This is a genomic window from Burkholderia sp. WAC0059 (assembly GCF_002870125.1).
GTDB lineage: Bacteria > Pseudomonadota > Gammaproteobacteria > Burkholderiales > Burkholderiaceae > Paraburkholderia.
The window spans coordinates 66,835-90,571 of record NZ_PNEO01000004.1 but is presented as its reverse complement, the minus strand read 5'-3'; the positions used below and the strand labels follow the sequence as shown (position 1 = coordinate 90,571).

General features: G+C 69.7%; 15 protein-coding genes. 8 read left to right on the top strand and 7 right to left on the bottom strand.

Features of this window, described 5'->3' with window-relative positions; genetic code table 11:
• Nucleotides 1-28: 28 nt before the first annotated feature.
• From aroG to CY652_RS05565, 4 genes are all read right to left on the bottom strand, one after another.
• Nucleotides 29-1,102, bottom strand: coding sequence for a 3-deoxy-7-phosphoheptulonate synthase AroG (gene aroG, locus CY652_RS05580; protein ID WP_102129710.1), 1,074 nt, complete (start codon nucleotides 1,100-1,102; stop codon nucleotides 29-31).
• 347 nt (nucleotides 1,103-1,449) lie between these two features.
• Nucleotides 1,450-2,916, bottom strand: coding sequence for a metalloprotease TldD (gene tldD, locus CY652_RS05575; protein WP_102129709.1), 1,467 nt, complete (start codon nucleotides 2,914-2,916; stop codon nucleotides 1,450-1,452).
• 93 nt (nucleotides 2,917-3,009) lie between these two features.
• Nucleotides 3,010-3,858 (bottom strand): carbon-nitrogen hydrolase family protein, encoded by an 849-nt coding sequence (locus CY652_RS05570; RefSeq protein ID WP_102129708.1) that lies wholly within the window; start codon nucleotides 3,856-3,858, stop codon nucleotides 3,010-3,012.
• A 49-nt stretch (nucleotides 3,859-3,907) separates the two neighbouring features.
• On the bottom strand, nucleotides 3,908-8,209 hold the full coding sequence (locus CY652_RS05565; RefSeq protein WP_102129707.1) for a YhdP family phospholipid transporter: 4,302 nt from the start codon (nucleotides 8,207-8,209) through the stop codon (nucleotides 3,908-3,910).
• A 161-nt stretch (nucleotides 8,210-8,370) separates the two neighbouring features.
• Here CY652_RS05565 and glnE point away from each other — a divergent pair, with 161 nt between their 5' ends.
• Nucleotides 8,371-11,274 carry a bifunctional [glutamate--ammonia ligase]-adenylyl-L-tyrosine phosphorylase/[glutamate--ammonia-ligase] adenylyltransferase gene (glnE, locus tag CY652_RS05560; RefSeq protein ID WP_102129706.1) on the top strand — a complete coding sequence of 968 codons (2,904 nt, stop codon included), beginning with the start codon at nucleotides 8,371-8,373 and terminating at the stop codon, nucleotides 11,272-11,274.
• A gap of 132 nt (nucleotides 11,275-11,406) precedes the next feature.
• On the opposite strand, the gene recN is transcribed toward glnE, so the two are convergent.
• Complete coding sequence (gene recN, locus CY652_RS05555; protein ID WP_102129705.1) at nucleotides 11,407-13,068, bottom strand: DNA repair protein RecN; 1,662 nt, start codon at nucleotides 13,066-13,068, stop codon at nucleotides 11,407-11,409.
• 76 nt (nucleotides 13,069-13,144) lie between these two features.
• Nucleotides 13,145-14,047: an NAD kinase gene (locus CY652_RS05550; RefSeq protein ID WP_102129704.1), complete on the bottom strand. Its 903-nt coding sequence runs from the start codon at nucleotides 14,045-14,047 to the stop codon at nucleotides 13,145-13,147.
• On the opposite strand from CY652_RS05550, the gene hrcA reads away from it, so the two are divergent.
• The 3 genes from hrcA (at nucleotide 13,986) to CY652_RS05535 (ending at nucleotide 16,979) form a co-directional block, all read left to right on the top strand.
• A complete protein-coding gene (gene hrcA, locus CY652_RS05545) occupies nucleotides 13,986-15,281 on the top strand; it encodes a heat-inducible transcriptional repressor HrcA (RefSeq protein WP_180970425.1) in 1,296 nt (431 codons plus the stop codon). The two genes, CY652_RS05550 and hrcA, sit on opposite strands and share 62 nt — an antisense overlap.
• Before the next feature lie 112 nt (nucleotides 15,282-15,393).
• Nucleotides 15,394-16,461, top strand: coding sequence for a ferrochelatase (gene hemH, locus CY652_RS05540; protein WP_102129703.1), 1,068 nt, complete (start codon nucleotides 15,394-15,396; stop codon nucleotides 16,459-16,461).
• 110 nt (nucleotides 16,462-16,571) lie between these two features.
• Nucleotides 16,572-16,979 (top strand): RNA-binding S4 domain-containing protein, encoded by a 408-nt coding sequence (locus tag CY652_RS05535; RefSeq protein WP_102129702.1) that lies wholly within the window; start codon nucleotides 16,572-16,574, stop codon nucleotides 16,977-16,979.
• On the opposite strand, the gene CY652_RS24375 is transcribed toward CY652_RS05535, so the two are convergent.
• On the bottom strand, nucleotides 16,951-17,112 hold the full coding sequence (locus CY652_RS24375) for a hypothetical protein (protein ID WP_180970423.1): 162 nt from the start codon (nucleotides 17,110-17,112) through the stop codon (nucleotides 16,951-16,953). The two genes, CY652_RS05535 and CY652_RS24375, sit on opposite strands and share 29 nt — an antisense overlap.
• A 333-nt stretch (nucleotides 17,113-17,445) precedes the next feature.
• On the opposite strand from CY652_RS24375, the gene grpE reads away from it, so the two are divergent.
• The 4 genes from grpE (at nucleotide 17,446) to pabB (ending at nucleotide 23,537) form a co-directional block, all read left to right on the top strand.
• On the top strand, nucleotides 17,446-17,988 hold the full coding sequence (gene grpE, locus CY652_RS05530) for a nucleotide exchange factor GrpE (protein ID WP_102129701.1): 543 nt from the start codon (nucleotides 17,446-17,448) through the stop codon (nucleotides 17,986-17,988).
• Between the two features lie 289 nt (nucleotides 17,989-18,277).
• A complete protein-coding gene (gene dnaK, locus CY652_RS05525) occupies nucleotides 18,278-20,242 on the top strand; it encodes a molecular chaperone DnaK (protein WP_102129700.1) in 1,965 nt (654 codons plus the stop codon).
• 229 nt (nucleotides 20,243-20,471) lie between these two features.
• Nucleotides 20,472-21,617, top strand: a complete 1,146-nt coding sequence (dnaJ, locus tag CY652_RS05520; RefSeq protein ID WP_102129699.1) for a molecular chaperone DnaJ — start codon at nucleotides 20,472-20,474, stop codon at nucleotides 21,615-21,617.
• Nucleotides 21,618-21,641: 24 nt separating this feature from the next.
• On the top strand, nucleotides 21,642-23,537 hold the full coding sequence (gene pabB / locus CY652_RS05515) for an aminodeoxychorismate synthase component I (RefSeq protein WP_102129698.1): 1,896 nt from the start codon (nucleotides 21,642-21,644) through the stop codon (nucleotides 23,535-23,537).
• Nucleotides 23,538-23,737 lie beyond the last annotated feature (200 nt).

Genomic DNA, 23,737 nt, shown 5'->3' with positions numbered 1-23,737 from the left:
GCTTTCACGACGTTCGCCGTCGTCGCGCTCAGTCCGCGCGGCCGCGTGCGAGCCGGCGCTGCTTCACTGCCTCGGCGAGCCCTTCGAGCACGGCGATGCTGTCGTCCCAGCCGATGCAGGCGTCGGTGATGCTCTGGCCGTAGGTCAGCTCGCAGCCTTCCTTCAGGTCCTGGCGACCTGCCACGAGATGCGATTCGACCATCACGCCGACGATGCGCTCGTCGCCGGCCGCGACCTGCCGGCCGATGTCGGCGCAGACGGGAATCTGGTTCTCGTGCTTCTTCGAGCTGTTGGCGTGGCTCGCGTCGATCATCAGGCGCGCCGCGAGGCCGCCCTTTTCGAGGTCGCTGCAAGCCGCGCCCACGCTCTGGGTGTCGTAGTTCGGCGCCTTGCCGCCGCGCAGGATCACGTGGCAGTCCTCATTGCCGGCCGTCGAGACGATCGCCGAGTAGCCGCCCTTCGTGACCGACAGGAAATGATGCGGCTGCGAGGCGGCCTTGATCGCGTCGATGGCGATCTTCACGTTGCCGTCGGTGCCGTTTTTGAAGCCGACCGGGCACGAAAGCCCCGAGGCCAGTTCGCGGTGCACCTGCGATTCGGTCGTGCGCGCGCCGATCGCTCCCCACGAGATCAGGTCCGCGATGTACTGCGGGCTGATCATGTCGAGGTACTCGGTGCCGGCGGGCAGGCCGAGTTCGTTGATGTGCATGAGCAGCTCGCGCGCGGTGCGCAGGCCGTCGTTGATCTGGAAGCTGTTGTCGAGGTGCGGGTCGTTGATGAGGCCCTTCCAGCCCACCGTCGTGCGCGGCTTTTCGAAGTACACGCGCATCACGATCTCGAGCTCGCCGGCGAAGCGCCGGCGTTGCTCGACGAGCTTGCGGGCATAGTCGACGGCGGCCTTCGTGTCGTGGATCGAGCAGGGGCCGATCACGACGACGAGCCGGTCGTCCTGGCCGTGCAGGATGCGGTGCAGCGCGGCGCGCGCGTTGTAGATCAGGTCCGATACGGCTTCGGAGCACGGGAACTCGCGGATCAGGTGCGCGGGCGGCGCGAGTTCCTTCAGTTCGCGAATACGGACATCGTCGGTGTTGTGGGGGGGCATGGTTTTCTCCCAATCCTTTTCGTAGCGTGTGTTGCAGGGTGTTCGGTTAAAGGGGGCAAAAAAAAACCGCCAGGCTTCGCTGGCGGTTCTTCGTGTATCCGGGTCTTGCGCGTGCTAACAACCCTCTCGATCCGCCAGCGGCCTGAGATGCCAAAAAAAGTAAAAGTAAAACTTGGTGGCGGACATGGCGAAAAACGGTCTGAGCTATCGTTCGTCGAAAGAGGTTGACTTGCTTTATAACCCGATCGTGCCCGGCTGGCAAGTCATTGGGGCCGAAAATGCGGATAATCCGCGTATTTTCGGCGCCCGATGCGCAAGTCAGGCGTTTTTGGCGCGTTCCGGCGCGGCTAAACCGTGCCGCCGACCGTCATCCGGTCGATGCGCAGCGTCGGCTGGCCGACGCCCACGGGCACGCTCTGGCCTTCCTTGCCGCAGACGCCGACGCCGCTGTCGAGCTTCATGTCGTTGCCGATCATGCTCACGTACTTGAGCGATTCCGGGCCGCTGCCGACCAGCGTCGCGCCCTTCACGGGGTAGGTGACTTTGCCGTTCTCGATCATGTAGGCCTCGGAGGCCGAGAACACGAATTTGCCGTTCGTGATGTCGACCTGGCCGCCGCCGAAGTTCACGGCGTAGAGGCCGTTCTTCACCGACGCGATGATTTCCTGCGGATCGCGGTCGCCGTTGAGCATGTAGGTGTTGGTCATGCGCGGCATCGGCAGCGACGCGTACGATTCGCGGCGCGCGTTGCCCGTTACCGGCATGCCCATCAGCCGGGCGTTCAGCGAGTCCTGGATGTAGCCCTTCAGAATGCCGTCCTCGATCAGCGTCGTGCACTGCGTCGGGTTGCCCTCGTCGTCGATATTGAGCGAGCCGCGCCGGTTCGGCAGCGTGCCGTCGTCGACGACGGTGACGCCCTTCGCGGCCACCCGCTCGCCGATGCGGCCCGCGAACGCCGAGGAGCCCTTGCGGTTGAAGTCGCCCTCGAGCCCGTGGCCGATCGCCTCGTGCAGCAGCACGCCGGGCCAGCCGGGGCCGAGCACGACCGTCATCGAGCCGGCCGGCGCGGGCCGCGCGTCGAGGTTGACGAGCGCCGAGTGCACCGCGTCGTCGACGTACTTCGCGAGCACCTCGTCGGTGAAGTGGCGGTAGTCGAAGCGGCCGCCGCCGCCGCCGCTGCCGATTTCGCGGCGGCCGTTCTGCTCGGCGATCACCGTCAGCGACAGGCGCACGAGCGGCCGGATGTCGGCGGCGAGCGCGCCGTCGCTGCGCGCGACGAGCACGATGTCGTATTCGCCGGCAAGGCCCGCCATCACCTGGGTGATGCGCGGGTCGCGGCCGCGGGCCATCTGCTCGATGCGTTCGAGCAGTTTCACCTTCGCGGTCGCGTCGAGCGAGTTGAGCGGGTCGGCCGGCAGGTACAGGTCGCGCCCCGCCACGCCCGTGAGCGACGACGCCACCTTGACCTTGTGCTTGCCGCCGCCGGCTTTCGCGATGGCGCGCGTCGCGATCGCGGCCTCGCGGATCGCCTCGGGCGAGAGGTCGTCCGAGTAGGCGAACGCGGTGCGCTCGCCCGACACCGCCCGCACGCCGACGCCCTGGTCGATGCTGAAGCTGCCCGACTTGACGATGCCTTCCTCCAGGCTCCAGGCCTCGCTGCGCGTGGTCTGGAAGTAGAGGTCGGCGTAGTCGACGCGATGCGTGAAGATTTCGGCGAGCGTGCGCGTGAGCACGGTTTCGTCGAGGCCGTAGGGGGTGAGGAGCGCGTCCTTCGCGGTGGCGAGGTTGCGGATACCGGGTTCGATAATGTTCATGCGGGCGAGAGGAAAAGGTTCGTGACGTAGATTCGGACGGGGATGCCGTTAATCAAGGCCGGAATTCAGGGGCGGCAGGGTTGGCCGGTCGGTTCAGCCGGTTCCGTCGAGCACGCGGTGCCGCCAGGCGGGCAGGCTCGCGCGGACGTCGGCCAGGCGGGCCGGATCGATTTCGCCGGCCACGACGCCCGCGCCCTCGTCGCGCACGGCGACGATTTCGCCCCACGGATCGACGAGCATGCTGTGCCCCCAGGTGCGGCGGCCGTTCTCGTGCTTGCCGCCCTGCGCGGCCGCGAGCACGTAGCACTGGTTTTCGATCGCGCGGGCCCGCAGCAGCGTCTCCCAGTGCGCCCGGCCCGTCGTGTACGTGAAGGCCGACGGCACGACGATCAGCGCGCAATCGCCCAGGCGGCGGTACAGCTCGGGAAAGCGCAGGTCGTAGCAGACCGAGAGGCCGACGCGGCCGAACGGCGCGTCGAACGTGCGCACCTCGGCGCCGGGGCGGATCGTGCGCGCCTCGTCGAACGATTCGGTGCCCTTCTCGAAGCTGAACAGGTGAATCTTGTCGTAGCGCGCGACCTCGTTGCCCCGCGGATCGAACACGAGCGTCGTGTTCAGCACGCGATTCGGCTCGGGCGCCGGGCCCGGCACCATGAGCGGCATCGTGCCGCCGATCACCCAGACGCCGTGCTCGCGCGCGGCATCGGCGAGAAAACGCTGGATCGGGCCGTCGCGATACGGCTCCCGAATCGCGAGCTTGTCGGTGTCCTTCATGCCCATGAAGCAGAAGTATTCGGGCAGCAGCACCAACTGCGCGCCGGCCGCGGCGGCCTCGCCGATCAGGCGTCCGGCCTCGGCCAGATTGCGTTCGCGTTCCGGGGCGCTGACCATCTGCAGCGCGGCCACGCGAAACGGAGTGGAGGGACTCTGCAATTCGCTCATCAACGGTTCCCTGGAAAACCCGGAAAAACGGCGCGGCCGATGACTTCGCTCAACGCGCCGCCATCGGCGTTTGCGCATCCATCTTACCCTGATCGCCGCGCAGTCGCTCGACGTGCGGTTGCGACCACGATCCGGTGATGGCGTAGTCGAACGCGAAAGCCGCCGCGATGGAGTGCGACAGCGCGAAATCCGCCGCCAGCGCGCCGAGGCCGAGCAGCGGGTTGATGGCCGCCGCGGCGACCACGGCGGCGTCGGGCCTCACGGTCGGCGTCACGTGCACGTGCAGGGCCTGGGTTTCGCGCGCGAGGTCGACGGAGCCGGCCATGTCGACGCGAACCGGCGAGGCGACGACCCGGAAGTCGTGGGTGCTGCCGATGCCGTCGCGGATCTGGGCGCTGCCCGTCATGCTGGCGAAAGGCAGGCCCTTGCCGAGCACGCTGCGGAAATTGAGGGTCGCGAAGCGCGCGAGGCCCTGCAGGCTCAGCACGCCGAGCAGCTTGGCGGCGCCGGGATCGACCTTCAGGATCTGGCCCTGGTGCAGGTCGAGGTTCAGGTTGCCGTCGAGCGTCGGGTAGTCGATGGCGGTCGGGCCGCCGCGCCAGTCGACCTTGCCCGACAGCACGCCGGCGCCGCCCGCGACGGTGCGCGGCAGGCCGGCGCGGTCGAGCAGCGCGCCGGCGTTGCGGATGTCGAGCCGGAAGTCGAGCGCGGTGCGCCGCGGCGGCGCACCGGTCGCCGCTGCGGCGCCGGCGGATGGCGTGCCGGTGCGCCAGTTGGCGGTCGCTGTCAGGCGGGCGGCCGGGTTGTCGAGGTCGAGCGTGTCGAGCTGCCAGACCGGCACGCCGTTTTCGTCGAAGTTGTGCGCGTTAACGTGCAGCTCGCCGAGATCGTGGTTCCGCACGATGAGCTGGTTCACGACGAGGTCGATGGCCGGCATGTTCTGCGCGGGCGTCGAGATCGCCTGGCCCAGCAGATCGTCGTCCGTCGCGGCCGGCACGACGAGGCGCGCGAGCCGCGCGCGCAGCGTGCCGGGGGCGCCGGCCGCGGCGCCGGGCTGCCAGTCGAGGTGTCCCGACATCTGGTTCGACGCGACGTTGGCCTGCCACTGGTTGCCGCTGCGCGACGCGCCGATCACGAGATTTTCCCAGTGGCGCTCGAGCAGCGTCAGCGTGCCGACGTGGACCGCGAAGCGCGACGGCAGATACTGGGCGATGGCGCCCGTCGGCACGAACGGCGCGGAGGCGGGCGCCGCCACGGCCGCCGCCGCATCGGCACCGGCCCGGCTCGGGCGAGCGCTTTCGGCACCCGCCGTCTCGCCGGCCGGGGCGTCGTGGGCGCTGTCGCGCCACTGCCGGACCACCTGTGCCCAGGCGTCCGCGTCGAACGCCGGCAGATCGGCCGTGGCGCTGACGCCGTCGGCGGGCAGGTCGGCCGGCCGGTTCAGGCCGATCGCGCCGCGCACCACCTGCGGCGGCTGCCCCGGCACGTGGCTGAGCACGTAGGCGGCCGCGAGCGGGCCGAATCGCAGGTTCGCCTGCTGCAGGCCGGCGGTTTTCGGCTCCGTTTTCGGCCCCGTCTGCATCGCGTCGGCCGGCCCCGGCGTGAACGAAAAGCTGAACGGCATCGGCGTGCCGGCCGCCTTGCCGAACGGCGCGGGCAGGTCGAGCGCGAGATCGGTGAGGTCCGAGCTGGCCGTGATGTCCGGCAGATGCCCGTGCGTGCCGCGCAGGCTGAACGCGTAAGGCGCGCTGCCGCTCATGCGCGCGAGCGCGGCGGCGACCGGGCCGTGCAGATTGAGCCCGCGCGCCGCGTCGACGGCGACCTGGCCCGAGACGTTGAACGCGTAATCGGCGCCGCGCAGGCCGCCCGTCGCGCGAACCGCGCCGCCGAGAAAGCGGCCGGCGACGCGCTCGAGCTGCGCGCTGCGGTTCGTGAAGCGGACCTGGCCCGTCAGGTTCGAGACGGGCGGCAGGTCGCCCGTCTCGAGTTGATCGTTCCGGAAGCCGAGCGCGCCCTTCACGCCGATCGGCGCGGGCCGCAGCGCGCGCGAGATGGCGAGCGTGAGCGCGAGCGTGGCCGGGCCCTGCGCGTGCACTTTCTCGCCGGCATGGTTCGAGAGAGCGGCGAGCGTGCTGCGGTTCGTGTAGTCGAGCATGTCGGCGAGCGGGCCTCGGCCCGTGCCGCTGATGACGAGGTCGGAGGCGCGCGAGCCGAGGTCGCCGATCCGGCCGTTCACGTTCGCGAGCACGACGTTGCGGTAGCGTGCTCGCGCGATGTCGAAGCGCAGCAGGTTCTCGCGGATGCGGAACACGCCGTCGATGCCGTCGAACGCCGGCCATACGTCGGGCGTGCCGTCCCGCAGCCGGTGCAGCGGGTACGGCGACGGGTCGAAGCGCCCGGCCGAGAACGGCGCGACGACGCGAAACCGACCGGCCGTCGGGTCGCGCGTGTAGGGGAACTGGTCGAGGTCGCCGCGCACCTCGACGGTGGCGCCCGTCGCGTTGCCGGAGACGAGCGCGTGGCCGAGGAAGGTCCGCAGCTTCTCGTTGACGCTCGTGGGCAGGTAATGGGGGATGCGGTGCAGCGCGACGCGCGCGAGGTCGGCCGTGAGCTCGAGCGCGCCGCGCCCGTGGCCGGGGTTCGTGTAGTGGGCGGCGAGCGTCGCGTCGAGGTCGGCGTTTTGCAGGCCGAACCGCGCGACGTTCACCTGGAACGCCTTGTGCGGCTCGCCCGGCGACGGTTGCGGCGCCACGGTCCAGCTTGCCGCGCCGTTCAGGCGGTCGAAGGTCAGACGCGGATTGTCGAAGAGCCCCGGCAACGTGACGGCGGCGTCGGCCGTGTCGAGCGTGAGGGTGCCGCGCGTCTCGTCGGCGTCGATGCGGCCCCAGAGGTTCTCGAAGCCGGGCAGGCCCGCGTGCGGGTGGTTGAGCCGGGTCAGCCCCGGCGGCGGCTCCTGCGCGGCCACGCTGATGCCCTGCAGGTCGGCCTTGAAGCGGTAGTGGATGATCGGCCCGACGTCCGACGCGCTGGCGGGCGCGGCGGCCGGGCCGGCGTCGGGCGGCCGGGCGCGCTCGACCGCGATGTCGTAGTTGGCGACGAGCCCGCGCGGGTCGAAGCGCACGAGTTCGTCCTGCACGCGCTCCGGCAGCGGCAGCGCCCGCATGAATTCGGCGAGCAGGCCGAGGTCGATGCGGTCGCCGCGCACGCTGAAGAGCTGGCCCGCGCTGGCCGACTGCTGGCGAAAGCGCGCATCGAGAGTGGCGAGCGCGAGCGTGCGGATGACGGGCGTGCCGTCCTCGAGCGGGGGCTGGCTCAGTTCCGCGCGCAGGTGGGCGAGGTGCAGCGTGTAGTCGCCCGGGCGGTCGTGGAGCTGCCAGTCGAAATGCGCGACGGGCAGGTTCAGGCGCGGCTGGGTCGCCCGCACGCGCAGCGCGACGTCGGTGCCGTCGAGCCGGCCGCTCGCCGAGGTGAGGCGACCGCCCGCGAAGTCGACCCAGATCGCGTTGTCGATGCGGCCCGCGTAGGTCGTGATCGGCAGGCGGACGTAGCGCGCGAGCGTCGGCAGATCGACGGGGCCCGTCGAGAGGTAGGCCTCGCCGCTCCAGTTGGCGGGATTGCCGGCCTGCGCGAGGCGCGCGTCGCGAAAGCGCGCGCGGAAGTCGAGCGGTCCGTGCAGCACGGTGCCTTCGGCCGGCGCTTGCAGCGCGAAGCGGTGCGTGTCGCCGTCGTTGAGGATGGCGAGGCGAATGTGGCGCAGCGCGAGCTCCGGCACGCTGCGCGTCGCGTCGCGCCAGCGCAGCGTGCCGCCGCGCAGCACGATGGCCTGCTGGCGCATGAGCCAGGTGGTGAAGGTCGGGTTGCCCGTGTGGTCGCCCGGCGCCGGCACGCCCGCGATGCGCAGCGCGCCGCCGGCGTCGCGCTCGATCAGCACGTCGGGCCGGTCGACGGCGAGGCTCGAGAGGAGCGGCGCGAATTCGACGAGCGAGCGCCAGGCGATGCTCGCGCTCGCGTGCGGGACGTTCAGCGCGAGCGTGCCGTCGGGGTCGCGGATCGTGAGGTTCGCGATGTCGACGCCGGGCTGGAAGCCCGACCAGCGGGGAGACAGTTTGCCGATGCGGACCTGCGCGTGCAGCCGGTCCGAGACGAGGGCTTCGATGCGGGGGCGCCAGTCGTCGACGTGGGGCAGAACCGCGTAACGCAGTCCGAAGTACAGCGCGGCCGCGACGAAGTAAGCCACGAGCGCGGCGGCCAGAATGGCGCGCAGCAGATGTCGCAATACGGCATGATCCTTCGCAGCGGCACTGGCACGTTGTCCGGTGGGCGGGCGGGAGGAATCGTTTCGCTCGGACATGCTGCGACGGATGGGGTGTGGTAGCGTTGCGGACTAACGTTGGACTGTATCACAGGGGACTGCGGCCACGACCGTCCGGCGCCCGTCCCGCGCGGGGCGCCCGCCCCCCGGTCCGGCCGGCCGCGCCGCCCGCAGGCGCAACGAACGACGCCCTTTCCCCGATGACCGACACTCCGTTCCCAGGTTCCCGCTATTCCCGCTATGCGGCGCGCGCCGGCGCCGCCCGTCCCGAATTGCCCGGCCTCGTCGCCGCCCTCGCGGCGGCGCCGGTGACGCGCGAGTGCATCGAGGCGCGGCTCGACGCGCTGTGCGCGGCGGCGGCCGGAGGGGCGCTGCCCGGTTCGGCGGACGTGGCGGGTACGGCGGGCGCGGCAGGAGAGGCGGGTGCGGCAGGAGAGGCGGACGGTCGGGTATCGCCCGCCGCGCCGCTCGCCGATGATCATCGACTGAAGAAGGCCCTGCGCCAGTTGCGCACCGAGGTGTTCTGCGCGGTGATGGCGCGCGATCTCGCCGGCGCGGCCGACGTGGCCGAGGTCACGGGCGCGATGACCGACCTGGCCGAAGTCGCGCTCGAGCGCGCGCTCGCCGTCGTCACGGCCGACCTCGAGGCGCTGTTCGGCGAGCCGCGCGGCCCGCACGGCGAGCGGCTCGTGCTCGGCGTGGTCGGCATGGGCAAGCTGGGCGGCCGCGAACTGAACGTCTCGTCGGACATCGACCTGATCTTCGTCTACGAAGACGACGGCGAGACGGCCGGCGGCACGCGTGCCCCGATCGCGACGCAGGACTTCTTCACGCGCGTGGGCAAACGCCTCATCGCCGCGCTCAACGACGTGACGTCCGACGGCTACGTCTTTCGCGTCGACATGCGGCTGCGGCCGAACGGCGATTCGGGGCCGCTCGTCTGCAGCCTCGGCATGCTCGAGGAGTATTTCTACGTGCAGGGCCGCGAGTGGGAGCGCTACGCCTGGATCAAGGGGCGGCTGTTGTCCGGCCGCGAACCGGGCCGGGCCGGCGAGCCGCAGCGGCGGCTCGCGAAGCAGCTCGACGCGCTCGTCAGGCCGTTCGTCTACCGCCGCTATCTGGATTTCGGCGCGATCGGCGCGATCCGCTCGCTGCATCTGCAGATTCGCCAGGAGGCGCAGCGCCGCGCGGCGATGCGGCCCGACAAGGCCGACGACATCAAGCTCGGCCGCGGTGGCATCCGCGAGATCGAGTTCAGCGCCCAGGTGTTCCAGTTGATCCGCGGCGGCCAGGACGCCGGTTTCCGCGTGCGCCCGACGCTGGCCGTGCTCGACCACGCGGCGGCGCGCGGGCTCGTCCCGCCCGGCGTGCGCGACGATCTCGCGAACGCCTACCGCTTCCTGCGCAGGCTCGAACACCGGCTGCAGTACCGGGACGACGCGCAGACCCATTCGATGCCGGCGCAGGACGACGAGCGCGAGGCGCTGGCCCGCGCGATGGGCTTCGACGGCTACGCGGCGCTGATGGACGTGCTGGACGGGCATCGCCGCAAGGTCGCCCGGCAGTTCGACCAGATTTTCGCCGACAAGGTGAACGGCTACGGCGGCTGCGCGGTGCCCGAGGACGGCGCGGCGGCCTGGGTCTGGAGCGGCGCGCTGGCCGAGGACGGCGGCGAGGACGTGCTGCTCGCGCGGCTCGCCGAGCTCGGCATCGACGACGCCGACGCGCTGCTCGCGCGGCTGCGCGGCGTCTACCGGTCGGCGCGCTACCTCGGCCTGCCCGAGAGCAGCCGGGTGCGCTTCGACTGCGTGGCCCAGCGCGCGCTCGAGGCGGCGCGTTCGATCGAGCCGCGCGCGCGCCGCGGCGACACGCTCGCGCGGCTCTTCGACCTACTCGAAGCCATCGGCCGGCGCGGCGCCTATCTCGCGCTCCTCACCGAATATCCGGGCGCGCTCGACCGCGTGCTCGCCGTGCTCGGCGCGTCGCGCTGGGCGGCCGGCTACCTGTGCCGCCATCCGCAACTGCTCGACGAACTGCTCGACGACGAAGTCATCGCCACGCCGTTCGACTGGCCCGAGTTCAAGCGCGCGCTGCGCGCGCGTCTCGCGGCGGCCGACGGCATGGAGCAGCAGATGGACCTGCTGCGTCACGCGCATCAGGCCGAGGTGTTCCGCATCCTGCTCATCGATCTGGCGGGCCAGCTCTCGGTCGAGCACGTGAGCGACCGGCTCTCCGAGCTCGCCGACGCCATGCTCGACGTGACGATCGAGGCCGTCTGGCAACAGTTCGCGCGGCGCCATCGCGAGGTGCCGCGCTTCGCCGCGATCGCCTACGGCAAGCTCGGCGGCAAGGAGCTCGGCTACGCGTCCGATCTCGACCTGATCTTTCTGTACGACGACCCCGACGAGCACGCGCCAGAGGTCTACGCGATGTTCGCGCGCCGGCTCATCACGTGGCTGACCACGGCGACGGGCGCGGGCACGCTGTTCGACATCGATCTGCGGTTGCGGCCGAACGGCGAGTCGGGGCTGCTCGTGACCGATCTCGACGCGTTCCGCCGCTATCAGCTACGCGAGGGCGACGCGGCGAACACCGCCTGGGTCTGGGAGCACCAGGCGCTCACGCGCGCGCGTTTTTGCGCCGGCGACGCGCAGATCGGCGCGCAGTTCGAGGCGATCCGCGTCCGGGTGCTGACGGCGCCGCGCGAGGCCGGCGCGCTTGCGGGCGAAATCGTCGGAATGCGCGCGCGCGTCGAGGACGGGCATCCGAACCGCACGGGTCGCTTCGATCTCAAGCACGACCGCGGCGGGATGGTCGACATCGAATTCCTGGTCCAATACTGGGTGCTGCTCCACGCGGCCCGGGACCCGGCGCTGATCCGCAACACCGGCAACATCGCGCTGCTGCGCGATGTTTCGCGTTTCGGGCTCATGAGCGCGGCGGAGGCGGAGACGATCGGCGCGGCCTACCGCACCTACCGCAAGCTCCAGCATCAGTTGCGGCTCGAAGGCATGGACGCGGCGAGGGTCGAGCCGCAGCGCGTGGCCGGCGAGCGCGACGCCGTGCTCGCGCTCTGGCGCAGGGTGTTCGGCGAGCGGTGCTGAATTTCCGGCCGTAGGGAGGCGTCGCTTCGGCCTCGCCGGCGAGGGCGGGCTCGCTCACCGGCATGCGCCCGTGGTCGGTTTGGTCGCGCGGCCGAACCCGGGGCGCCGGCACGGCGACCCGATTTTCTCGCTTTAGGCCGCGAGCATTTCCTTCGCGTGGCGCCGCGTGGTTGCCGTGATCTCGAGGCCGCCCAGCATCCGCGCGACTTCCTCGATGCGGCCCGGCCGGTCGAGCGGCGTGACGACCGACAGCGTGGCGCCGCCCGCGTCCGTCGACTTCGACACCTGGAAATGACGATCGCCGCGCGCCGCGACCTGCGGCAGATGCGTGACGCAGAGCACCTGGCGCTCGCGGCCGAGCTGATGGAGCAGCCGGCCGACGACTTCGGCCACGCCGCCGCCGATGCCCGTGTCCACCTCGTCGAAGATCAGCGTCGGCGTGAGGCTGGCGGCGCTCGCGATCACGGCGAGCGCGAGGCTGATGCGCGCGAGTTCGCCGCCCGAGGCGATCTTCGCGAGCGGCCGCAACGGCACGCCCGCATGGCCGGCCACGCGGAACTCGACTTGCTCGAGGCCGTGCGCGCCGCCGTCCGCGAGCGGCACCAGCGCGACCTCGAAGCGGCCGCCTGCCATCGAGAGTTCCTGCATGCCCTGCGTGACCGCCGCGCCCAGCGCCTTCGCCGCCTTCGCGCGCGCCTTCGAGAGTTGCTTCGCCTCGGCGAGCCAGGCTTCGCGCGCCTCGTTCGCCGACGCGCGCAGGCCGTCGAGATCGGCGGCGGCATCGAGCGCCGCCAACTGCGCGCGCCGCGTCTCGTGCTCCTCGGGCAGCGCTTCGGGCCGCAGGCGGAATTTGCGCGCGGTCGAGTGGAGCGCGTCGAGCCGCGCCTCGACCTGCGCGAGCCGGTCCGGGTCGAGTTCGAGACGCTGCGCGTAATGGCCGAGCGAGTACGCGGCCTCCTGCAACTGGATGACCGCGGGCTCCAGCGCCGCGAGCGTATCGCCGAGCGCCGGGTCGATCCCGGCCAGGTCTCGCAACTTCGAGACGAGGGCGCCGACGCCCGAGAGGAGCGCGTCGTCCGATTCCGACAGCGCGGCAAGCGCGCCCTGCACGCCGTCGATGAGACTCGCCGAATGCGAGAGACGCAGATGCTCCGCGTTGATCTCCTCCCATTCGCCGGGCTGCGGCGCGAGCTTGTCGAGTTCGGAGAGCTGCCAGGCGAGCCGCTCGCGTTCGAGCGCGATTTCGCGGTCGCGCGTCTGCGCGGTTTCGAGCGCCTGCGCGGCATCGCGCCAGGTCCGCCAGGCGCGCGCGACGGCAGCCGCCGTCGCGGCGAGGCCGGCGTGCGCGTCGAACAGCTCGCGCTGCGCGTCGGGGCGCATCAGCAACTGGTGCGCATGCTGGCCGTGGATGTCCACGAGCATTTCGCCGACCTCGCGCAACTGCGCGAGCGTGGCCGGCGTGCCGTTGACGAACGCGCGCGAGCGCCCGCCGCTGTCGATAACGCGTCGCAGCATCACGGACGCGCCGTCTTCGTGCGCGTCGCCGAGCGCCTGCGCGTCGAGCCAGCGCGCGACGGGCGGCGGCGCGTCGAATTCGGCCGTGATGTCGGCGCGGGCCGCGCCCGCGCGCACGACGCCCGCGTCCGCCCGTGCGCCGAGCGTGAGCGCGAGCGCGTCGATCAGGATGGATTTGCCGGCGCCCGTTTCGCCCGAAAACACCGTGAAGCCGCTGTCGAATTCGAGGTCGAGCGCCGCGACGATCACGAAGTCGCGTATCGAGAGATGGCGGAGCATGGGTCGTCTGTCAGGGAAGTCGGGGCGAAAAGCCGGAAGCGATGACGATGCGCGGACGCGCGGCCTGTTCCCTTGATTAGTCCTCGGGGTCGTCCTCGCGCGAGGGATGCTCGTTCCAGTGCAGCTTCTTGCGCAGCGTCGCGTAGTAGCTGTAGCCGACCGGATGCAGGAACGGCACGGTATGGCGCGAGCGCCGCACTTCGATCACGTCGCCGAGTTGCAGCGCGGTGAACGACTGCATGTCGAAGTTCACGTTGACGTCGCGCCCGCCGACGATCTGGATGCTCACCATCGAGTCGTCGGGCAGCACGATCGGCCGGTTCGAGAGCGCGTGCGGCGCGATCGGCACGAGCACGATGCCCTGCAGCCGCGGATGCAGGATCGGCCCCGACGACGAGAGCGCGTAGGCGGTCGAACCCGTCGGCGTGGCGACGATGAGGCCGTCCGAGCGCTGGTTGTACATGAAGCGGCCGTCCACGTGCACGCGCAGCTCGGCCATGCCCGAGAAGCCGCTGCGGTTCACCACCACGTCGTTGAACGCGAGCGAGTGATAGATCGGTTCGCCGTCGCGCGTGATGCGGGCTTCGAGCAGCGTGCGCTCCTCGCGCTCGAAGCGGCCGCCGAGCAGCAGCGGGACGATTTCCCGCATGTCCGCGAAGGCGATGTCGGTGACGAAGCCGAGCCGGCCGTGGTTGATGCCGATGAGCGGCGTCTGGTACGGCGCGAGCAGGCGGCCGATGCCGAGCATGGTGCCGTCGCCGCCGAGCACGACGGCCACGTCCGCGTGCGTGCCGATCTCGGCCGGCGTCAACGCCCGGTAGTCGGTCACGCCGATTTCGGCCGCGGTCTGCGCCTCGAAGACGACTTCGAAGCCGCGCTCGACGATGCACGCGGCGAGGCCGAGCAGCGGCTCGCCGATGCCCGGCGTGTTGCTGCGCCCGACGAGCGCGACGGTCTTGAACTGGCTGTTGGTTTGCATGCCGGCATTACACCATAGTCAGGTCGCGAAAAGAACCGGCCCGAAAGGCGGCCTGGCCCGCCGCCGGTTTTTTCGCGGTTTCCCGATAGAATGGCGGCGTAACGACGGTCGGGCCCGCCTGCGCGAGCCCGGATCCGGCAGGCGGTCGCCGCGGCAGGTCCGTGGCGTCGGCCCGCCTCGCGGTGCGACTGCCATTGAGCTAAAATTTTTCGCCATGTTAGACCCGCGCGCCCAAACTCTCCTCAAAACGTTGATCGAGCGATACATCGCCGAGGGTCAGCCGGTCGGTTCGCGCACGCTGTCGCGCTTTTCCGGGCTGGAACTGAGCCCCGCGACGATCCGCAACGTGATGTCGGACCTCGAGGAGCTGGGTCTCGTCGCGAGCCCGCACACGTCGGCCGGGCGCATCCCGACCCCGCGCGGCTACCGGCTCTTCGTTGACACGATGCTCACCGTCGAGTCCGCGGCCGATGAGGAAGCGGTCGTGCGCATCGTGAAGACCACGCTGCGCCCCGGCGAGCCGCAGAAGGTGGTGGCCGCCGCCGCGAGCGTGCTGTCCAACCTTTCGCAGTTCGCCGGCGTGGTGCTCACGCCGCGGCGCAGCCACGTCTTCCGGCAGATCGAATTCATGCGCCTGTCCGACAGGCGCATCCTGCTCATCGTCGTGACGCCCGAAGGCGACGTGCAAAACCGCATCATGGCGACGCAGCGCGACTTCTCGCTCTCGGAACTGACCGAGGCGTCCAATTACATCAACGCGAATTTCGCCGGGCTTTCGTTCGACGAGGTGCGCGTGCGGCTGCGCGAGGAAATCGACGCGCTGCGCAGCGACATGACGGCGCTCATGCACGCGGCCGTCGTTGCGAGCGCCGACGAGGCCGAGGCCGGCGAGACCGTGCTGATCTCCGGCGAGCGCAACCTGCTCGAAGTGGCTGACCTGTCCTCGGACATGGCGCGGCTGCGCAAGCTTTTCGACGTGTTCGACCAGAAAACGAGCCTGCTCCAACTGCTCGACGTGTCGAGCCACGCGCAGGGCGTGCAGATCTTCATCGGCGGCGAGTCGAACCTCGTGCCGATTGAGGAGATGAGCGTCGTCACCGCGCCCTACGAGGTGAACGGCCAGATCGTCGGCACGCTCGGCGTGATCGGCCCGACCCGGATGGCCTACAACCGCGTCATCCCGATCGTCGACATCACGGCGCGGCTGCTCTCGCTCGCGCTCAGCCAGAATTAGGCGCGGGTTTCCCGCGGCGCTTCCCGTCTCGCCGGGCCGGCCGTTGTCCGGCCGCTATAATGAGACTTCGTGCAACGACGCCGTGCCTTGGGGCACGGCCAGCTTTCGGCCTATGCGTTTCGATCTGGAGCGGCCCCTGCAATCCGCCGGCGCGCATCGCGTCGCGGTGCTGCTGATCAATCTCGGCACGCCCGACGAGCCGACGCCGCCCGCGGTGCGCCGCTATCTCGCGCAGTTCCTGTCCGACCCGCGCGTCGTCGAGATTCCGGCGCCGCTCTGGCAGATCGTGCTGCGCGCGCTGATCCTGCCCGGCCGCGGCCGGGCGTCGGCGAAGAAATACGCGGCCGTCTGGACGGCCGAGGGCTCGCCGCTGCGCGTGCACACGCAGAAGCAGGCCGACGGCCTGCGGCATCTGCTGCAACTGAACGATTACGCCGTGCTCGTCGATTACGCGATGCGCTACGGCACCCCCGACATCCCGGCCATGCTCAACCAGCTCAAGCTGGCCGGCGCCGAGCGGATCCTGCTGATGCCGATGTATCCGCAATATTCGTCCTCCACCACGGCGACGGCGTTCGACGCCGCGTTCGCGGCGCTGCGGCGCATGCGCAACCAGCCGGAAGTGCGCACCGTGCGCGGCTATCACGACCATCCTGCCTATATCGGCGCGCTGGCCGCGCAGGTGAGGCACTACTGGGAGCAGCACGGCCGCCCCGATTTCGCCGCGGGCGACCGGCTCGTGCTCAGCTTTCACGGGGTGCCGAGCCGCACGCTCGATCTCGGCGACCCCTATCATGACCAGTGCCAGCAGACGGCCGCGCTGCTCATGCATGCGCTCGAGCTCTCGCCCGTCGAATGCCGCGTCGCGTTCCAGTCGCGGTTCGGCCGCGCGCAGTGGCTTCAGCCGTACACGGCGCCGACGCTGAAGGAACTGGGCGAGGCGGGCGTGCGGCGCGCCGACGTGTTTTGCCCCGGGTTTACGGCCGACTGCCTCGAGACCATCGAGGAGATCGGCATGGAGGTGCGCGACGAGTTCCTGCACGCGGGCGGTCAGGCGTTCCACCGTATCCCGTGCCTGAACGCCGCGCCGGCCTGGATTGCCGCGCTCGGCGAAATCGTCGCGCAGCATCTGCAGGGCTGGCCCGTGCAGGCCGCGGTGCCGGCCGGCGCGGCGGCCTGAATGGCGGCCTGGATGGCAACCTGATCGGCCGCCTGGGCCGCGGCCCGAATCCTGCGGCGCAGACGGCTATCCGACCCGGACGTAATCCGGACGCAACCCGGACGAATCGTATGAACTACAAGGTATCGACCGAACCGACCGCGCGGCTGCGCATCGACAAGTGGCTCTGGGCGGCCCGCTTCTTCAAGACGCGCTCGCTCGCGGCCGATGCCGTCGCGAAGGGGCGCGTGCGCATCGGCGGGGACGCCGTGAAGGCGTCGAAGGATGTGCGTGTCGGCGATCGCGTGACGATCGCCGTCGTCGAGCAGGTGTGGGAAGTGGACGTGCTCGGCCTCTGCGAGGTGCGCGGTCCCGCCAGCATCGCGCAGACGCTCTATGCGGAAACGGCGGAAAGCCGCGCGAAGCGCACGGCCGAAGAGGCGCGGCGGCGGCTTTTCCGGGAACCGGCCGCCGTGCTGCACGGGCGGCCGACCAAGCGCGACCGGCGGACTATCGACAAACTTTCGCGTGAGGACTGAAGAGCGATTCGATCGTCGCGTGAACCGCGCCGTACTCGGTCGTGTTGTAGTTGACGGCGCCGGACATGCAGATGGTCGTGGTTCCGGCAATGAGCACCAGGGCGACCGCCGATATTGCAAGGGTCAGTTTCACGGTGCTCCCCCGGGAATTCCAGCATGGAAATGAAAGCTGTCCGGCACGGCGGGGACCGGTTTACCCGGACCCCGCCGCGCCGGAAGCTTTCAGTGTAGGTCAGTGTTTGCCCGTACTCAATTTCAATCTGGCGGGGTGCGGGTAAGCGGTGTAACGGCGGATTTCCGCCCGGCGGCGCCGCAAAAAAAGCGGCTGCCGGCCCTTGAAATCGCCGATCCGCCCCCCAAGTGGAGCGACATTGCGCACGGCGGGCCGCGCCGTGCCGGCGGCAGTCCGGCCGGCCGGCGGAACCGGCCCCGTTCCTCCAATTTCTTGTTAACGACGTTCAGCGACATGGAAAACACGCAAGACAACCCGACGAACCCGACGCCCGCGCAAGAACCTGCTTCCGCCGCGGCCGGCCAGGAAGCCGCCGCGCCGGGCGGCGCGGAGACGGCGCTCGCCGAAGCCGAGGCGAAGATCGCCGGACTGCAGGAAGACTTCCTGCGCGCGAAGGCCGAAACCGAGAACGTGCGCCGCCGGGCGCAGGACGACGTGGCGAAGGCCCACAAGTTCGCCATCGAGAGCTTCGCCGAGTATCTGCTGCCGGTCGTCGACAGCCTCGAGGCTGCGCTCGCCGACAATTCCAGCGATCTCGCCAGGGTGCGCGAAGGCGTCGAGTTGACGTTGAAGCAACTGGCCGGCGCGCTCGAGAAGGGCCGCGTCGTGGCCTTGAACCCGGTCGGCGAGAAGTTCGACCCGCATCGCCACCAGGCCATCTCGATGGTGCCGGCCGATCAGGAGCCCAACACGGTCGTCACCGTGCTGCAGAAGGGCTACGTGATCGCCGAGCGCGTGCTGCGTCCGGCGCTCGTCACCGTCGCACAGCCGAAGTAAGCGAAAAGAAAGGTCTGTGCTCGCCACGGGCCGTCGGCGGGTTTCGGGCGGCCTCGAGATGCGCAGGACGTTTCAGGGCGTGGCTCGGGGCCGGTTAGACGCGGTCCGTCCCGCTTCGGCGCGCATGGCGGGCGCGGTCGGAAAAATTAAAGACCGCATCGCGTCAAGGGTCTTGAAAACGATGCGGCGGTCCCAATCTTGACGGCAGTTCTGAATTGAAGGCGGGCGCCCGGTGCGAAGGCACGGCGGGGCGGCCCTCCGCAGCGATCAAATCTGGAGATTACGAAACATGGGCAAAATCATCGGCATCGACCTCGGCACCACCAACTCGTGCGTGGCGCTGATGGAAGGCAATCAGGTCAAGGTGATCGAAAATTCCGAAGGCACCCGCACGACGCCGTCGATCATCGCCTACGTGGACGACAACGAAGTGCTGGTCGGCGCGCCGGCCAAGCGCCAGTCGGTCACGAATCCGACCAACACGCTGTTCGCGGTCAAGCGGCTGATCGGCCGTCGCTTCGAGGAGAAGGAAGTCCAGAAGGACATCGGCCTGATGCCGTACAAGATCGTCAAGGCCGACAACGGCGACGCCTGGGTCGAGGCGCACGGCCAGAAGCTCGCGCCGCCGCAGGTTTCGGCCGAAGTGCTGCGCAAGATGAAGAAGACGGCCGAGGACTACCTCGGCGAGCCCGTCACCGAAGCGGTGATCACGGTGCCCGCGTACTTCAACGACAGCCAGCGCCAGGCGACCAAGGACGCCGGCCGCATCGCCGGCCTCGAAGTGAAGCGGATCATCAACGAGCCGACGGCGGCCGCGCTCGCGTTCGGCCTCGACAAGGCCGAGAAGGGCGACCGCAAGATCGCGGTGTTCGACCTGGGCGGTGGCACGTTCGACATCTCGATCATCGAGATCGCCGACGTGGACGGTGAAATGCAGTTCGAAGTGCTCTCGACCAACGGCGACACGTTCCTCGGCGGCGAGGACTTCGACCAGCGCATCATCGATTACATCATCGGCGAGTTCAAGAAGGAGCAGGGCGTCGACCTCAGCCGCGACGTGCTCGCGCTGCAACGCCTGAAGGAAGCCGCCGAAAAGGCCAAGATCGAGCTCTCGTCGAGCCAGCAGACCGAAATCAACCTGCCGTACATCACGGCGGACGCCTCGGGTCCGAAGCACCTGAACCTGAAGGTCACGCGGGCGAAGCTCGAGGCGCTGGTCGAGGAACTGATCGAGCGCACGATCGAGCCGTGCCGCGTCGCGATCAAGGACGCGGGCGTGAAGGTCGGCGACATCGACGACGTGATTCTCGTCGGCGGCCAGACGCGCATGCCGAAGGTGCAGGAGAAGGTGAAGGAGTTCTTCGGCAAGGAGCCGCGCCGCGACGTGAACCCGGACGAGGCCGTGGCCGTGGGCGCCGCGATCCAGGGTCAGGTGCTCTCGGGCGATCGCAAGGACGTGCTGCTGCTCGACGTGACGCCGCTCTCGCTCGGCATCGAGACGCTCGGCGGCGTGATGACGAAGATGATCAACAAGAACACCACGATCCCGACCAAGCACTCGCAGGTGTATTCGACAGCCGACGACAACCAGGGCGCCGTGACGATCAAGGTGTTCCAGGGCGAACGCGAGATGGCGGCCGGCAACAAGCTGCTCGGCGAGTTCAACCTGGAAGGCATTCCGCCTTCCCCGCGCGGCGTGCCGCAGATCGAGGTGACCTTCGACATCGACGCGAACGGCATCCTGCACGTGGGCGCGAAGGACAAGGCGACCGGCAAGGAGAACAAGATCACCATCAAGGCGAACTCGGGCCTCTCGGACGCCGAGATCGACAAGATGGTGAAGGACGCCGAAGCGAACGCGGAAGAGGACCACAAGCTGCGCGAGCTGGCCGACGCGCGCAACCAGGGCGACGCGCTCGTGCACAGCACGAAGAAGGCGGTGGCCGAGTACGGCGACAAGCTCGACGCGGGCGAGAAGGAGAAGATCGAGTCCGCGCTGAAGGATCTCGAAGACGCGCTGAAGAGCGCGTCGGCCGACAAGGCGGAGATCGAAGGCAAGATCGAGGCGCTGGGCACGGCTTCGCAGAAGCTCGGCGAGAAGATGTACGCCGACATGCAGGCCGCCCAGGGCGCGGCGGCCGCGGCGGCGGGCGGCGATGCGTCGGCGGCGGGCGGCGGTGCGCACGCGGGCGGCGCGAGCCAGCCGGCGGACGACGTGGTCGATGCCGAGTTCAAGGAAGTCAAGAAGGACTGATCGAGTGGAACGGGCCGCCGCGCCGCGCGCTGTAACGGGCGCGGCGCGGCCGTCCGCAGCGCGCGCTTTTCGGCGCGCGCCGCATGGCAAGCGCCTGGCGGACCTTCGGGTTCGCCGGGCACATTTGTTTTCTGGCGGCCGCCTGCGCGGGCGGCGACACGGGTCGCGAGACTGAGGCATTCACAAGGAGCGGACGCGCGCGCAGGGGCGCGGCCGGTGTTGAACCGATATGGCGAAACGGGATTACTACGAGGTTCTGGGCGTCGCGAAGAATGCGGGCGACGACGAAATCAAGAAGGCTTATCGCAAGCTGGCGATGAAGTACCACCCCGACCGCAATCCGGACAACAAGGATGCGGAAGAGCATTTCAAGGAGGTGAAGGAAGCCTACGAGATGCTCTCGGATGCGCAGAAGCGCGCGGCCTACGACCAGTACGGGCACGCGGGCGTCGATCCGAATATGGGGGGCGCGGCCGGCGCGCAGGGCTTCGGCGGCTTCGCCGACGCGTTCGGCGACATCTTCGGCGACATCTTCGGCCAGGCGGCGGCCGGCGGTGCGCGCGGCGCCGGCGGTCGCAGCGGCCCGCAGGTGTATCGCGGCGCGGACCTGCGCTACAGCATGGAGATCACGCTGGAGCAGGCCGCGCACGGCTACGACACGCAGATTCGCGTGCCGGGCTGGAGCACCTGCGAGGTCTGCCACGGCTCGGGCGCGAAGGCCGGCACCAAGCCCGAGTCCTGCCCGACTTGCCACGGCTCCGGCGCGGTACGCATGTCGCAGGGCTTTTTCAGCATCCAGCAGACCTGCCCGAAGTGTCACGGCACCGGTAGCTGGATTCCCGAGCCCTGCGCGAACTGCCACGGCGCGGGCAAGGTGAAGGAAACCAAGACGCTCGAAGTGAAGATTCCGGCCGGCATCGACGACGGCATGCGCATCCGCTCGGCCGGCAACGGCGAGCCGGGCATCAACGGCGGGCCGTCGGGCGACCTCTACGTCGAGATTCACATCAAGTCGCACCCGGTATTCGAGCGCGACGGCGACGACCTGCATTGCCAGATGCCGATTCCGTTCACGACGGCGGCGCTGGGCGGCGAGATCGAGGTGCCGACGCTCGCCGGCCGCGCGACGTTCCCGGTGGCCGAGGGCACGCAGTCGGGCAAGACGTTCCGGCTGCGCGGCAAGGGCATCAAGGGGCTGCGTTCGAGCATCGCCGGCGACCTGTACGTTCACGTGCAGGTCGAAACGCCGGTCAAGCTCACTGACCAGCAGCGCGATCTGCTGCAGCAGTTCGAGAAGTCGCTCGTCGAGGGCGGCGCGCGGCACAGCCCGCAGAGCAAGAGCTGGTTCGACCGGGTGAAGAGTTTCTTCGACTGATGTGACGTCACGGGTAGGGTAGCGATGCAGGCGCACGAGGGCGGCGCGGCGTTCGCGCTGCTGGACGACTGCGACGCCACGGCCGCGCGCCGTACGAGCCGTCTGTATACGGGGTTCGTCCGCGAACACGCGGGCCGCGCGGCGGATCTGGACGCGCTGTGCGAAGCGGCGCGCGCGGATCTGCGCGACGGGCTCCACGCGGTCGTGCTGGCCGATTACGAGTTCGGGCGCGATCTGCAGCTCGGGCGGCGTTCGGGCATCGGGAAAGAGACGCAGCATGGCGGCGACGCCGTGCTGCGTTTTTTATTGTTCTCGCGCTGCGAACGGCTCGCGCGTGACGAAGCGGACGCATGGCTCGCCGCGCGCGACACGGGCTCCGCTGAGCCGGCGCCGGCCGGCATCGCGCGGCTGCGGCCCGGCGTGACGCGCGAGCGGTTCGCACACGCAATCGACGCGATTCACGCGGCGCTGCAGGCCGGCGACTCGTATCAAGTGAATTACACGTACCGGCTCGCGTTCGACGTGTTCGGCACGCCGCTGGCGCTGTACCGGCGGCTGCGCGCGCGCCAGCCGGTGCGCTACGGCGCGCTGGTCGCGCTGCCCGGCGACCGCTGGGTGCTGTCGTGCTCGCCGGAACTGTTCGTCGAGAAGCACGGCGATACGCTGCGCGCGCGGCCGATGAAGGGCACCGCCGCGCGCGACGCGGACCCGCAACGCGACCGCGCGACGGCCGCGGCGCTCGCGAACGATCCCAAGAATCGCGCGGAAAACGTGATGATCGTCGACCTGCTGCGCAACGACCTGTCGCGCGTCGCGCAGCCGGGCTCCGTGCGGGTGCCCGCGCTGTTCGGCGTCGAGCCGTATGCGTCGGTCTGGCAGATGACGTCGACGGTCGAGGCGACGTTGCGCGCGCTCACGCCGTTCGCCGGCATCGTGCGCGCGCTGTTTCCGTGCGGCTCGATCACCGGCGCGCCGAAGCACCGGACCCTGCAACTGATCGACGCGCTCGAACACGGGCCGCGCGGGCTCTATACCGGCGCGATCGGATGGCTCGACGCGCCGGACGCCGCTTCGGCGTGCGGCGACTTCTGCCTGTCGGTCGCGATTCGCACGCTGGACGTCGGCCCTGCCGGCGAGGGCAGCGTGCGGTCCGCACAGATGGGTGTCGGCGCGGGCATCGTGCTCGACAGCGTTGCCGACGACGAATACGACGAATGCCGGCTGAAGGCGCGTTTCCTGACCGACGTCGATCCCGGTTTCGAGTTGATCGAGACGTTGTACGCGACGCGCGCGGAAGGCGTCCGTCATCTGGACCGGCATCTCGCGCGGCTCGCGGCGAGCGCCGCGTGGCTCGATTTCGATTACGACGAAGCAGCGCTGCGCGCCCGGCTTGCCGCGCAGTGCCGTGCGCTGCCGGATGGCGTTGCGCACCGGTTGCGCGTCGCGTTGCCGAAGCGCGGCGGCGCGGCGTTGACGGCGGCGGCGCTGGCTCCGCTCGCGTCCGCGAGTGTCGACGTGCTGCTGGCGCCGGACTGCGGACTGGCCGCCACGTCGCCGGACGACCCGCTGCTGCGCCACAAGACGACGCGCCGCGCCGAATTCGACCGCGCGTGGCGCGAGGCCGAGGCGCGCGGCGCATTCGACATGCTGTTCTTCAACATGCGCGGCGAGCTGACCGAAGGCGGCCGCTCGAACGTGTTCGTGAAGCGCGACGGACGCTGGTGGACGCCGCCACTCGCGTCCGGCCTGCTGCCGGGCGTGATGCGCGGCGCGCTGCTCGACGACTCCGCGTTCGGCGCGGCCGAGCGCGTGCTGACGCGCGACGACGTGCTGAACGCGGACGCGCTGCTGTTATGCAATGCGCTGCGCGGCGCATTGCCCGCGCGGCTCGCGACGCCATCGGGCGAAAACTCCGATTAATTCGGAATCCGGCTTATTCGGGCGATTTTCGTCCGATTTCAAAAAACGACAAGGACGTCGGCATTCCGCGTTATTCCTCAGCGTAATGGCATACAAATACATTGCGCGAGAAACCTTTTATTTACCTTGTGCTGGCTAACGCCGAGATCGCACCGTATCGGTGAATTCAGGGTGCGATTATCCAGTCGACTATACGTCTG